Annotated in this window: 11 protein-coding genes; 6 read left to right on the forward strand and 5 right to left on the reverse strand. The window is 52.6% G+C overall.

The features are described from left to right. Positions 1-659: 659 nt before the first annotated feature. Positions 660-1,151, forward strand: coding sequence for a hydrogenase maturation protease (locus GEI7105_RS29040; RefSeq protein ID WP_017659314.1), 492 nt, complete (start codon positions 660-662; stop codon positions 1,149-1,151). On the opposite strand, the gene GEI7105_RS29045 is transcribed toward GEI7105_RS29040, so the two are convergent. The 3 genes from GEI7105_RS29045 to GEI7105_RS0104595 are packed head-to-tail and all read right to left on the reverse strand — an operon-like array spanning position 1,139 to position 3,871. Then, complete coding sequence (locus GEI7105_RS29045; RefSeq protein WP_051044115.1) at positions 1,139-1,846, reverse strand: DUF3318 domain-containing protein; 708 nt, start codon at positions 1,844-1,846, stop codon at positions 1,139-1,141. The genes GEI7105_RS29040 and GEI7105_RS29045 overlap by 13 nt on opposite strands. A 55-nt stretch (positions 1,847-1,901) precedes the next feature. Next, positions 1,902-2,069: a hypothetical protein gene (locus tag GEI7105_RS0104590; protein WP_218959058.1), complete on the reverse strand. Its 168-nt coding sequence runs from the start codon at positions 2,067-2,069 to the stop codon at positions 1,902-1,904. A gap of 35 nt (positions 2,070-2,104) precedes the next feature. Continuing rightward, positions 2,105-3,871: a sensor histidine kinase gene (locus GEI7105_RS0104595; protein WP_245555369.1), complete on the reverse strand. Its 1,767-nt coding sequence runs from the start codon at positions 3,869-3,871 to the stop codon at positions 2,105-2,107. Between the two features lie 364 nt (positions 3,872-4,235). Here GEI7105_RS0104595 and GEI7105_RS0104600 point away from each other — a divergent pair, with 364 nt between their 5' ends. Both GEI7105_RS0104600 and GEI7105_RS0104605 read left to right on the forward strand, forming a co-directional pair. Next, positions 4,236-5,981, forward strand: coding sequence for an alpha/beta hydrolase (locus GEI7105_RS0104600; RefSeq protein WP_144053666.1), 1,746 nt, complete (start codon positions 4,236-4,238; stop codon positions 5,979-5,981). Positions 5,982-6,258: 277 nt separating this feature from the next. Further along, positions 6,259-7,491 (forward strand): hybrid sensor histidine kinase/response regulator, encoded by a 1,233-nt coding sequence (locus GEI7105_RS0104605; protein ID WP_017659319.1) that lies wholly within the window; start codon positions 6,259-6,261, stop codon positions 7,489-7,491. A 20-nt stretch (positions 7,492-7,511) separates the two neighbouring features. Here GEI7105_RS0104605 and GEI7105_RS0104610 read toward each other — a convergent pair whose 3' ends face one another. Then, entirely contained in the window at positions 7,512-8,507 is a 996-nt protein-coding gene (locus GEI7105_RS0104610) for an aspartate carbamoyltransferase catalytic subunit (protein WP_017659320.1), read from the reverse strand. Between the two features lie 30 nt (positions 8,508-8,537). Between GEI7105_RS0104610 and GEI7105_RS29050 the strand changes: the two genes are divergently transcribed. Both GEI7105_RS29050 and GEI7105_RS0104620 read left to right on the forward strand, forming a co-directional pair. Further along, positions 8,538-9,026, forward strand: a complete 489-nt coding sequence (locus GEI7105_RS29050) for a hypothetical protein (protein WP_017659321.1) — start codon at positions 8,538-8,540, stop codon at positions 9,024-9,026. Between the two features lie 235 nt (positions 9,027-9,261). Further along, positions 9,262-10,557, forward strand: coding sequence for an RNA-guided endonuclease InsQ/TnpB family protein (locus tag GEI7105_RS0104620; RefSeq protein WP_017659322.1), 1,296 nt, complete (start codon positions 9,262-9,264; stop codon positions 10,555-10,557). A 77-nt stretch (positions 10,558-10,634) separates the two neighbouring features. Here the strand turns inward: GEI7105_RS0104620 and GEI7105_RS0104625 are convergent, their stop codons facing one another. Next, positions 10,635-12,470, reverse strand: coding sequence for a ribonuclease J (locus tag GEI7105_RS0104625; protein WP_017659323.1), 1,836 nt, complete (start codon positions 12,468-12,470; stop codon positions 10,635-10,637). Between the two features lie 55 nt (positions 12,471-12,525). Here GEI7105_RS0104625 and GEI7105_RS36705 point away from each other — a divergent pair, with 55 nt between their 5' ends. Further along, positions 12,526-12,738, forward strand: a complete 213-nt coding sequence (locus GEI7105_RS36705) for a hypothetical protein (RefSeq protein ID WP_144053667.1) — start codon at positions 12,526-12,528, stop codon at positions 12,736-12,738. The last annotated feature ends 4 nt before the right edge of the window (positions 12,739-12,742 follow it).

A 12,742-nucleotide genomic window follows, 5' to 3' on the forward strand; every position in this document is an offset into this window, starting at 1 on the left:
CGACGTTATTGAAGTTAAAAAGTCTCTCTTGCCACATCTCGATCGATAAAACATACACAATTGTAAGATGGGTAACAGTATGGTGCTTGCTTTATACACAATCTTATACAATTCGATACAATTTAGTTACAATTTAGGGGCGAGTAACAAACTAATTGCGACTGTTGTTAAGTCGATAAATACCCAACAAGAAATAAAAGCAGAGACGAGCTTCAGTAATTCCCAATCGAGCGAACTCACGCTAAATCGCGATCGCCATTCTCGAAGTCGATACAATTGAAAGTACGATCTCGATGCTATCTAGAGACTTAAGTTTAGCGAAGAACGACCGACAAATCGCGATCGCCTCCGTAGATTCCGAATGTATAGCAGTCCCAAATGAGTTAAAACACCAGAAAAAATCTGATTCCCCGTTCCCCGTTCCCCGTTCCCGATTCCCTTTTTGTCTCAATTTTGTTACACAACTGATTTAGGGTTGCTATAGTTATTGCGTAAATATCGCATTGATATGCTCGATCGCGATCGAACAGAAAGCGATCGCCCCTCCTCTTAAATTTTTCCGAAAGCCACACCTTCAGCGCCCCATTGCCAGTATGTTGTAGAAGGCGAAAACTCCCGTCACCATTGCCAAGCCAAGGCGAAAACTCTCAACTCTCCAAATGCTAGTCATCGGATACGGAAACGCCCTACGGGGAGACGACGGAATCGGACGAGCGATCGCCGAACAGGTGGCGTCGTGGAACCTTCCCCACGTGCGATCGCTCAGCCTCCACCAACTCACCCCAGAACTGGCCGAAGAACTCTCTAGGGTCGATCGCGCCGTATTTATCGATGCTTGTATCGACAGCGACAGCATCCGCATCGAACCCATCGACGCCGACAAAAACAGCCAAGTTCTCGGCCATTCCCTGACGCCGCGATCGCTGCTGGGGATGGCACAATGGCTGTACGATCGCGCCCCCGAAGCCTGGTTGATTTCCGTTCCCGGCGAAACCTTCGAGTTTAGCGATCGCCTTTCCCCCACCGCCGAAGGTTACGTCACAGAAGTTCTCGCTCTCGTTCGAGACTTATTCACCAAAAACCCCGATTCCTCACAGAAACCGGGGTCAAATACCTCAAAACCATCGAGTCGAATCGATCAATACTCGTAAGGATTCGATTTCGGCATCGTGGGATTGGGAATCGGATTCGGCGAAGCCGGGGGAGATTGACGACCGCGTTTGGTTTTCGCTTGCGCTTTCGCTTTCGAGGCGCTGCGGCGCAACGCATCCAATCGCGTTTCGTACTGCTTGCGAAGGCGTTTCTTCGGCGTTTGTTCGATGAGCGTTTTCAGAGCGCTTCCCAAACTCTTATAAGCATTCGGTAACGTATACCCGAACCGAGACGCCAAAGCGACCGCTTTTTCGTCCGCCTCGATCGACTCCCGCAACGCCTTTTCACTATTGTTTTTCTGATACAGCCGATATCCCGACACGCCGCACAACGCCAAGGCCAGCAACAACAACACGCCGTCTTGAACCCACAGTTCGCCGACCGCACCACCGAGACCGATCGCCAACGCCGCCATTTCCCACCCTTCGCGGGGAATCGTATCGTTTTGAATGCGGGCGACTTCGTGCCAAAACAGTAAATTCCGTTGGTCGAGGGCGAGATTGTCCCACTTCACCAAATCGATGGCGATTTCAACTTCGTCCTTACTGAGTTCTTCGCAGCGAATCAAGGGCGGATCGATTTCCGTGGTTTTCTCCACCGTCACCCAGCTTTGCAGTTCCGGGGGGAGCAACCCTCTCAGACGACGGAGTTCGTTAATTTCAGCCTTAGCAGCAGACGTAGCGTAGGAGGTCATAGAACGGATTCAGGCAATAGACGACTAAAGACGAAGATACCTCGATCGTAGCAAATCACCACCGTTTTGAGTTTTCCCAGGCAGTGAGGATACCCGTCGCGATCGACACCAATACCCCCACCCACAATACGCCGCCGGGAATAAAACCCAACACCTGAAAACCTCGCAGAATCCAAATCGCAAAGGTCAAACCCACCAAACTCAAAAAAATACGAAACATCATACAATTCTCCAACCCTCTTGAAATCGCCATCGACGTTACCGTTTTTTCGCCGACGATCGCCCGACCGGAAGCGTGACCGTCACTCGAGTTCCCTCACCCGGTCGAGACTGAAGTTCGATCGCCCCTCGGTGTTTTTCGACGATGCGATAACAAATCGACAACCCCAACCCCGTACCTTTTCCCACCGGTTTCGTCGTAAAAAACGGATCGAATACCTTTTCGCGAACTTCAGCCGACATTCCGCAGCCGTTATCGGCGATCGCGACCCGAACCGTTCCTTGATGCGGTCGGTCTGTCGTAATGACGATCGTGGGTTCCTCCACATCCCCCTCCAAAACCGCATCGATGGCATTGCCTAACAAACTCATCCACACCTGATTTAACTCCGAAGGATAACATTCGATCTGCGGCAACGCTCCATATTTCTTCAACAAACGGATCCGATTTTTCAAACGGCGGTCCAACAACACCAGAGTACTCTCGATGCCCTCGTGTAAATCCGCCATCTTTGACGCTGACTCGTCGAGTCGCGAAAAATTCCGTAGAGATTCGACGATCTGACGAATGCGTTCGGCACCGTGTTGAATCGAATCTAACGCCTTGGGTAAATCCTCAAACAAATATTCCAACTCAATTTCTTCGATGGCGATGCGAAGGTTCGCCGTTCCGTCGGGAAACTCCTGTTGGTAAAGGCTCAACAACTGCAAGATATCCTCGACGTACTCTTTCGTATGAATGACGTTACCGTAAATAAAATTGACCGGGTTGTTGATTTCGTGAGCGACACCGCCGACTAACTGTCCCAAACTGGACATTTTTTCAGTTTGAATCAGTTGAGCTTGGGTGGTTTGTAAGCGATCGAGTGCGTTTTGCAGGTCTTGATTTTTCTCCTGAAGTAGTTTTTGCGTTTTATCGAGGGCATCCATCGCCTGTTGGCGTTCGCCAATTTCCCGGCTCAGTTCGGCGTTCGTCCGTTCGACGGTTCGGTGGGTGTAAATGTAATCCAAAATCAACCCAAATAGCGGAACCCCGTAAGCGACGATTTTTAAAAAGTGGGCGATGTTAAAGTGGTTGTCGAACAGCATCTGCGATCCGAACGCCATGTGGAGCTGCGTTACGGCGTTGGGAATCGTGCTGATAATGAGGGCGTGGGAAAACAAGCTGGGATAGAGCTTGTAAAACGCCGGGTAGAGGACGAGTCCCGACAGAAGGAACAGCAATAACGGCACCACGTCCCAGGGTCGCGTGACGAAGGCGTCGGGAAACTGCGTTTCTGGGAGAACGGCACTGGTGGCACACCAGCGAACGACGGCGTAGGCTAGCATCCCGCATCCGAGGCTAATGGCGAAGACAAATCCAATGCTGCGCTGCCATTTTTTAGGTTTGGCGACGAGAAAAACGCTCACCCCAACGGCTGCCAGTACAGCGTTACTCAAGCGACAAATCGCCCAGGTGAAAGGGATGAGGTTGTGGTTGTCGGCGACGACTTCGATGAGGCGATCGGCCGCCAGCGTGTGGAACGCGTCCATAACGCCTGCGAAAAACAAGGCGACGCCGATGGTGGGAGTTGTCACGTCGCGCACGATCGCGAAATGAGCCAACGCCAGTATGACTGTAAAAATCGCCGTACAAAAGGCACTCCATTCGAGTAGTGTATGGGTAAAGCTACCCGCCAGCGTTTGGTGAAGAACGTCTGTCAGTCGATCGGGCGCAATACCGTCGATCGCCTCGAGGTGGAGAAGGTCTTGGGGCGTGCCGAAATCTACTCCTAAGAGGTTGAGGAGCGTCGGAATCGCACACACGAGGACGACCAGAAAGATCGATAATTTGGGAAGTTGGGTTCGGATCTCGTGTGTCTGTGAGGGAATTCGAGCAAACAAGAGCATTCAAAATCTGAGAACCGTTAACAGGTCGATCGACGTTCTAAGACGGGCGATCGCGTTAGTCTTTCATTGGGTGAGGGGCAATCCCGACTCCTCAAATTCTACGATCGTTGCTGCGATCTTTGAGAATCTCTCCTAACAGCGAAGGTCGGGGAAACGTTTCAATAATACTCGAGCGCTCTACGATCTCCCCACGGCTTGCCCGATCGAGACGAGATGGAGATCCTTCTAAAAAAACCTTGTTAAAGTAGGGATTAACGCAACTGTTCGACCGGGCAGTTCGGTGGTTCGACCGCTGTTGTGTTCTGTAATTTTAATGGTTTCGTTTCTCAGCCCCGTAGCGTTTTTGACGCGGCAGCACAACAGAATTTTATCTTTGCCGATCGCCAACCGTCGCCGATTTTGGGGCAGTCTGTGGGTTGGCTTGGCGATCGCCTGGGGACAGCCTAGCCTCGGTGCAGAACAGGTGTCCGCCACTTACGGCGTGTTCGAGCGCACCCTGTCGGTCGATGCCCTCGAAGCCTATGCCAAATACGGACAGGTCGATGGCGAACTCGCTCCCTATCTGAACTTGGCTCCCCGAGACAGCCGCGATACCTTGCGCGACGTTCTGTCGGCCCGTGCCGATCTCGACCCCGTCGCCGTTTCGCAATTTTTGTATACTCCCCAAGGAGAAGCATTGTTACAACGACTCGGACAGGCGATTCAATCCGGGTCTGGCGGGTCTGGCTTTAAAGGACTGCGATCGGCACTAATCCTCGCTGCGGCAGACGAAGAAGGCTTAACCTTGCTGAACGTATTGCGCCACTTTCCCACCCCCACGCTGCGGGTCAATTTCAATCAGACCTTTCGCATGGCGCAACAGTTGCAAACTCTCGTCAACGCCAGCGAAACGGCTTTAGCTGAGGTGCGAGAACAGTCCCAGCGAGAAGCTGACACAGAGAACCTTTCCTCCGATGGATTCGTCGATTTGAGCCAACCGGGACGACTGACTTGGGACGAAATTTCGATGACCTTGCGAGATCCCAGTCGCAATCCCCCTTGGGGTCATCGTTTCCCCGTCGATTTGTACGTTCCGAGAACGACCGAACCGACGCCGATTATCGTCATTTCTCACGGATTGGGGTCCGATCGCAACGCGTTTCGCTATCTAGCCGAACATTTGGCCTCCCACGGGTTCGCGGTTTTCGTCCCCGAACATTCTGGCAGCAACGCCAAGCATATGGAAGCGCTGCTGGCCGGTCAAGAACAGGAAATTGCCAAACCGCAAGAATTCATCGATCGCCCCTCGGACGTCAGTTTTCTTCTCGATACCATCGCGGTTTTGTCCCGCAGCGATCCCCAGCTACACGACCGTTTCGATTTCGATCGCGTCGGCGTTGTCGGTCAGTCTTTCGGCGGCTATACAGCCTTGACACTGGCCGGTGCCGAACTGAATTTAAGCCATTTGGCGCAAACCTGCGATCGCGCTCGGGAAGAGCAATCGTGGAACGTCTCGTTTCTCTTGCAATGTCGGGCTTTAGCGATTTCGGGCCAGCAGCGGCAGTTTCGCGATCCCCGCATCCGAGGGGCGATCGCGATCAACCCCGTTGGGAGCGCCCTGTTTGGTCGATCGGGCTACCAGCGCATCGAGATTCCCATCGCGATCGTTGCCAGCGGTGCCGATACAGTCGCCCCTGCCCTTCTCGAACAAATTCAACCCTTTCGTTGGTTGAACGTTGCCGAACGCTATCTGTTCGTGTTGGGCGGCGGTACCCATTTCTCGACGATCGGCGAGTCCGAAGAGGAAGCGGTGTCCCTTCCGTCGGCGGTGGTCGGGCCCGATCCCAGTTTGGCTCGCGATTACGTCAGAGCGTTGAGTCTGGCGTTTTTCCAAACCTATATTGTCGAAAATCTCGAGTTTCGCGACTATCTCAGCGCTACTTACGTCCGAACGCTCAGCCGCGACCCGATTTCCCTGCACTTGGTACGCCAGCTCGAGGACGCCCCCCTCGAAACTGCCTGTACGACCGTAGCGGGTTGTTGGTAAGAAATTTCTCGTGAAGTTCACGGTGTCGGTCTTATCGTTCCAGAGTCTTGGAGCGATCGCACTGAGCGATCGACCGCGAAATGCGACAATAGTTATAGCTGGGTGCGTTGCGATCGCAACATACAACCGTCGTGCAACCGTGGTGAACCCCAATGATAGAATAGCTCAATTTCCAGGGTTCGATACGACACAGCCCACTCGAACAAAACGAAGCCCGACGCTCGAGGTAAGAGTAGGAAGCGATCGATCTACTTGTGAAGAGAATCAAGTATGTGAAATGGAAGACATCCTCATCGTAGACGACCAACCGGACAATTTACGAGTGTTATCGAGTCTATTAGAGCAAAAAGGCTACAGTGTGCGTCGTGCCATTCACGGAAAAATTGCTTTGAACGCAGCTCGAGCCGACCCGCCAGTTTTAATTTTGCTCGATATCATGATGCCTCAAATGGATGGCTATGAAGTCTGTCAGCAGTTAAAAGAAAACGAGCAGACGCGCGATATTCCCATTATCTTTCTCAGCGCGCTCGGCGATGTCACTGAAAAAGTCAAAGCCTTTGAAGTCGGAGGCGTCGATTACATTACCAAACCGTTTCAATTTCCTGAAGTTTTAGTCCGCATCGAACATCAACTGACTCTTCAAGCTCTCAAACAAGAAACTCAACGTCAAAACGAATTTCTACAACAGTTAAACTCTCAACTCGAAGAGCGGGTTGCCAAACGAACTGCTGAACTGCAACAAAAAACGGAGCAGTTAATTTCTGTTGAAGAAGAATTACGACGTGCGTTAGCAAAAGAAAAGGAAATCAATGAGTTTAAAAGCCATATCATTACCACTATTTCTCACGAGTATCGAACGCCACTAACTACGATATTTTCTACGTCCGAACTTCTCGAACATTACCGTCATAAACTGAGTGAAGAAAAGTTTGTTAAATATTTAAAACGCATTCAAGAATCGGTGAAATATTTAACATCGCTGTTTAACGATGTGATATTCGTCGATCGAATGCAGCTCGGACAACTCGAACTCGATCGTGAAGAAGTCGATTTAAATTTATTGTGTCGCGAGGTTATCGATCGCTTAAACCCGAATAGAAAACCCGGACAAATTTTAAACTTTTCTCATCAAATTATCGAACCGATCGCACCCAGTATTCAAAATACTTGGGATAAAGATATTTTATTCCAGATCTTACATAATTTGCTGTCAAATGCTATTAAATTTTCCTCAGAACAGAGCGAGATCGATCTTGAGTTAATCGAAACACAGCACGCCATTCAATTTAAGATTGGCGATCGGGGTGTGGGAATCCCACCGGATAGCTTAGAACGCTTGTTCGAGTTGTTTTATCGCGGCAAAAACTCGAAAAATACTCGCGGAACGGGCTTGGGCTTAACCATCGTCAAAAAGTGCGTCGATCTCTGTAACGGCGAGATCGCCGTCGAAAGCGAAGTGGGGGCGGGAACCACTTTTACGGTCACGCTCCCTCGACAAAACCTCTCTTGACGCGATCGCTCGAAAGCGTTTCACAGACTCGAACCGCCACCCATGAGATAGAGGAGTGCCATTCGTACGGCGACCCCACTCGTCACTTGAATTTGAATCAAACTCAACGCCGGATCGTCCATCACGTCAGAACTGAGTTCGACCCCGCGATTGACCGGCCCGGGATGGAGCAGGCGAACGTCGGGACGACAAGCTTTCAGGCGATCGCGTGCGATACCGAAATGTTGGTGATACTCCCGCAAACTGGGCAATAAGTGTTCCGTCATACGCTCGTGCTGTAAGCGCAGTGTCATCACGAAATCGGCATTTTCCAACGCGGGTTCGAGCGCCCAGTGTAACTGTAACCTGTCCGGGTGGTGGAGACCCATCGCCTCGACAAACAACTTCGGCAGTAACGTCGGCGGTGCGGCCAAATGAACCTCCGCCCCACTTTCAGTCAAACTCCAAATATTCGATCGCGCCACCCTCGAGTGCAAAATATCCCCGACGATGGCGATCTTTTTCCCCTGCAACAACTCCGTTCGTGGATGTTCGGGATCGAGAAACCGACAGATCGTAAAGAGATCTAACAACCCTTGTGACGGATGTTCGTGCTGGCCGTCTCCCGCGTTGAGAACGCCCACGCGAGTTCCGAGTCGCTCCATTTCCCGAGCGATCGCCTGGGGAACCCCGGCTTCCCGATGGCGAATTACCATCATGTCAGTTCCCATGGCAAGGTAGGTCTTGGCAGTATCTAAAATGGTCTCTCCCTTCGTCAAAGACGAAGAACCGGGGGCAAAATTAAGAGTATCGGCAGACAGGCGTTTCGCCGCTAACTCGAAACTGCTGCGAGTCCGAGTCGACGGCTCGAAAAACAGGTTCGTCACGACTCGCCCTTGAAGCGTGGGGACTTTCTTCGTACCTCGGGATAACACCTCCCGAAAACTCGCGGCCGTTCTCAACACGATGTCGTATTCCGACACCGAAAAATCTTCGAGTGAAAGAATGTGGCGGCGCGTCCAAGGGGTTGTAGCCATTACCGAAAAATCGATTGCGGAGGTCGTCTCATGCACAGTATCCAATCATATCTGGTATCGGTCGTTACGGGGGCGATCGTCAGTTTCGGCGCGTCGGGAGCAGTATTCGCCGAGGTGATGCCGAACCCGTTGCCTTCCCCCGCGACGGCTTCGGATATCGAGCAAGATACCGTCGAACTCACGGTGTACCGCCCCGATTTATTCTGCGAAACCCTGTTACCGGAAACGGTAGAAGTGCCGCGAAGCAATCCCCTTGAAGGGGCAGTGGGTCATGTTTTGAAAGACTGGGCGCGGGGCGAGTTCCGTATTGCTGGATATCGCACCTCTCGCGACGCGGTAACGGGGACAGTGACGGTGGATTTGCGCGTTGCCCCCGACGCTCCCCGTCAGTGGACTTCGCTATCGACTTGCGAACAGTTTGCCCTCTTCGGCAGCCTGCGATCGACCCTGACACAAAATCCTCGCCTGCAAACTCAGACAGTGGAGTTCGTCAGCCAAGGGGAGCCGTTGGCGTTTTAGGAAGCTTCTGGAGAGGGGGAGAGGGGGAGAAGATAAAATCTTTTACCCAAAAATGTAGGGGCGTTGCATTGCATACAACGTCCCTACGAGGGGTTTTTTTAACTCTTCACTCTACCAAGATCCGTCGCAGTGCTCCGCCCATAGCCGAGGGCTTGGGGGGTGGTGAAGCAACGGGAGGGAGTAGTTCGCCTAAGCCTAGGAAACAAATATTTATTTTCTAAGCTAAGATAGTTTCATGCTAAACATGACGTGGGAATTCAAGCTAGAGCCAACGGCGGAGCAGGTTTCAGACATCGAACACATTTTGGATGTGTGCCGCAATGTCTGGAATTTTGCCCTGCGGGAACGTAAGGATTGGCTAAATTCCCGAAAGTCACCCGTGAATGCGTGTTCGATTCGGCAGGAATTTATCTGGCCAGCAGATGCACCATTTCCCAGTTATGCGCGGCAGTGCAAGTCGCTAACTGCGGCCAAAGCTGAATACCCCCGATTAAAGACTGTCAACGCTCAGGTTCTTCAACAAGTCATCCGAAAACTGGAAGCCTCCTGGGAGTCGTGGCGGTTAAAGCGTTCGGGTCTTCCACGGTTCAAAAAACCCAACCGGATGCGAAGCTTTGTCTTCCCCCAGATGCTCAAAAACTGTGTGTCTGATGAGGGTATAAAGCTGCCGCAACTGGGATGGCTTCGGGTTCGGTGGTCGCGGAAAATTCCTGATTTATTTCAGGTTAAGCAAGCCCGGATTGTCCGCAAGGCATCCGGGTACTTTGTCGTGCTTAGCCTTCAAGCTGACGTCGATCTTCCTGCTGTAGCCCCTCACGGACATCCGGTAGGGATTGACATTGGACTGGAGTACTTTCTCTCAACTTCTGATGGAGAGCAGGTCAAGCGACCTCGCTTCTTCAACAATCTGCACCGCAAGCTGAAATCGCTGCAACGCCGATTGAAGAAAAAGCAGAAGGGGTCAGCTAACTGGCTGAAACTCCAGAAGAAGATTGCCAGAGTCCATCAACGGATTGCCGATACGCGAAAAGACTGGCATTTCAAGCTGGCTCATCACCTCTGTGATGGTGCAGGGATGATTTTTGTCGAAGATCTCGACTTCCGCATCATGGCTAAGGGAATGCTGGGCAAACACACTCTAGATGCTGGGCTGGGACAATTTGTGAATCAGATCCTTCCCTGGGTGTGCTGGAAGCGCGATGTCTTTTACGGCAAGGTGGATGCCCGTGGCACTTCTCAGGAGTGTCCGGATTGTGGAGTGGAGGTTCGCAAAGACCTCTCAACTCGAATCCATCACTGCCACAACTGCGGGTCAACAAAGCCCCGTGATGTGGCGAGCGGACAAGTTATCTGTACCCGTGGGCAACGGGGAATCGAAACTGCCTGTGGAGGGGATGCGGCGGGGGCTGAGTTGGCTCAGTCTAGCTGGCACCTGTTGAAGCAGGAAATCTTTGGGGCGACCCAAGGAATCTCCCTGCATACCCGGAACGGGTTGCTGGGAGAGGATGTCAAATTCTTCACTCTTCCCTGAAAGAGACGCACCGTCCTCAAGCGAGAGAGGGGGAGAAACTGTCAACTTTTCTACACCCCCATCCCTCAAAACACTCTCTATGAGGCAACTCGGGCAGTCGATCGCGTGCGTCGGCGTCCCGGTCGAGTCGAACCGTTTGAGGACGAAGACACGGTCGCCGATGCATCGGCTTCGGGTTTTTGTAGCAAAATCACCAGAAGTGGGTCGCAGCGCAGTTCGCGGCGAAGCATTCGTTGTAAGTTCCGCTCGATGTGAGATTCCAGACCCGCCCAATCTACTTCGACTTTACTGTTTTCAGTGCGGGCGTAGTCCGACCAGCGATTTCGCAAGACTCCCTCGAGGGTAGCGCGGGTTTCTTCGTTCAAGCGATCGCCGTTGACGCTAGCCGCGACGCCGCGCACGCAGACATCGGGTTGGGTTAGAAGGTTGCCATCGAGGCCGATGGTGGCGGCCACGGTCACCACACCGTCCTCGGCGAGTTGCTGGCGTTCTTTGAGAACGCGATCGTGGACGGTTCCCGCGTGGGAGGAATCCACCAGTTCGATACCGGACTGAACGCGATCGCCCAAGCGGATACTGTCGGGAGTCAGTTCTACCACGTCGCCGTTATCGACGATGAGAATGTTTTCGGGCGGAATCCCCATGCTTTCGCCGGTTTTGCCGTGTCGAACCAGCATCCGGTGTTCCCCGTGAACGGGAACGAAGAATTTGGGACGGGTCAAGGCCAACATCAGTTTGTGGTCTTCCTGACAGCCGTGTCCGGACACGTGAATTCCTTGATGGCGGCCGTAAATCACGTTCGCCCCTTGCATCATCAGACGGTCGATCGTATCCACCACGGCTAGGGTGTTACCGGGGATGGGGTTGGCAGAAAACACCACCGTATCCCCTTGGCGAATTTTGATTTGACGGTGTTCGCAGCGGGCGATGCGACTCAGGGCGGCCAGGGGTTCGCCTTGGGAACCGGTCGTCAAAATTAAGACTTTATCGTCCGGTAAACCTTGGGCTTCCTGAATCGATTTGAACTGGCTGTCTTCGCATTTGACGTATCCCAAGTTGCGGGCGTGGGCGATGACGTTGAGCATCGATCGCCCCAATACCGCCACGTAGCGATCGTTCTTTTTCGCCAACTCCAAAATCATGTTGACCCGATGCACGGAGGAGGCGAAGGTCGTCACGAGGATGCGTCCTGGGGCTTGGCTGAAGGTGCGGTCTAAGTTGGGATAAACAGACCGTTCGGAAGGACAAAAGCCGGGGGTTTCGGCGTTAGTGGAGTCACTGAACAGGCACAGTACGCCTTTTTCTCCGTATTCAGCCAGCTTTTGGATGTCGAACTGTTCGCCGTCCACGGGGGTATGGTCGAATTTGAAATCTCCCGTGAAAATGACCACGCCCACTGGAGTCGTCACCGCCAGGGTGAAACTATCCGCCATCGAGTGCGTGTTGCGAATGAATTCAAAGGAAAAATGTTTGCCCAAACGCACCACGTCGCGAGGTTGCACGGTTTTGAGTTCGGTGCGATCGGCCACGCCTGCTTCTTCGAGTTTGCCGCCGAGTAGTGCCATGGCCAGTCTCGGGCCGTGGATGACGGGAATGTCAAACTGTTTGAGGTGGTAGGGAAGGCCGCCGATATGGTCTTCGTGACCGTGGGTGACGATCGCCCCTTTAATTTTGTGGCTGTTGGCCTTCAAATATTCCATGTCGGGCAAGACAATGTTGACCCCGTGCATGGCGTCAGTGGGAAAGGCCAGCCCGCCATCGACGAGAACCATTTCGTCGTCGTATTCAAACACGCAGGTATTTTTCCCGATTTCGTGCAGTCCTCCCAAGGGAATGACGCGCAACGTCGGTGTTGTCGATTCGGATTGTTTTTTCTTGGTGCGAACTTTGGGAGAGTTTGTCGTTTTAGGCATAATTCGTCCTTGAGTGATTGGTCTTTTTAGGAGAGTTCTTGGAGTGGAGATCGCTTTGAAAGTTGTTCTCCAGCTCGTGTCAAATTCAGTCTTTTTAAGCCTTGCGAGGTCGAGTTCGACAGAAACCTCGTCAGTCGTGAAGCTATCTGGGGCGATCGCGTTTTGCCTGAAGTGGCTCTCGGGGCGATCGCCGGTGGGAGTTCCCACGAAGTCCCGCCTGAAGTGGCCGTCGCGGGGTCTCTCGCACACCCACGAGGCGACGCTTTGAGGAA

The organism is Baaleninema simplex PCC 7105 (genome assembly GCF_000332355.1).
Lineage (GTDB): Bacteria > Cyanobacteriota > Cyanobacteriia > Cyanobacteriales > Geitlerinemataceae > Baaleninema > Baaleninema simplex.

What these genes read in the sequence shown, in the direction of transcription:
- GEI7105_RS29040 (WP_017659314.1), top strand. Translation starts at nt 660, where the DNA reads ATGCTAGTCATCGGATACGGAAACGCCCTACGGGGAGACGACGGAATC.
- GEI7105_RS29045 (WP_051044115.1), bottom strand. Translation starts at nt 1,846, where the DNA reads ATGACCTCCTACGCTACGTCTGCTGCTAAGGCTGAAATTAACGAACTC.
- GEI7105_RS0104590 (WP_218959058.1), bottom strand. Translation starts at nt 2,069, where the DNA reads ATGATGTTTCGTATTTTTTTGAGTTTGGTGGGTTTGACCTTTGCGATT.
- GEI7105_RS0104605 (WP_017659319.1), top strand. Translation starts at nt 6,259, where the DNA reads ATGGAAGACATCCTCATCGTAGACGACCAACCGGACAATTTACGAGTG.
- GEI7105_RS0104610 (WP_017659320.1), bottom strand. Translation starts at nt 8,507, where the DNA reads ATGGCTACAACCCCTTGGACGCGCCGCCACATTCTTTCACTCGAAGAT.
- GEI7105_RS29050 (WP_017659321.1), top strand. Translation starts at nt 8,538, where the DNA reads ATGCACAGTATCCAATCATATCTGGTATCGGTCGTTACGGGGGCGATC.
- GEI7105_RS0104620 (WP_017659322.1), top strand. Translation starts at nt 9,262, where the DNA reads ATGCTAAACATGACGTGGGAATTCAAGCTAGAGCCAACGGCGGAGCAG.
- GEI7105_RS0104625 (WP_017659323.1), bottom strand. Translation starts at nt 12,470, where the DNA reads ATGCCTAAAACGACAAACTCTCCCAAAGTTCGCACCAAGAAAAAACAA.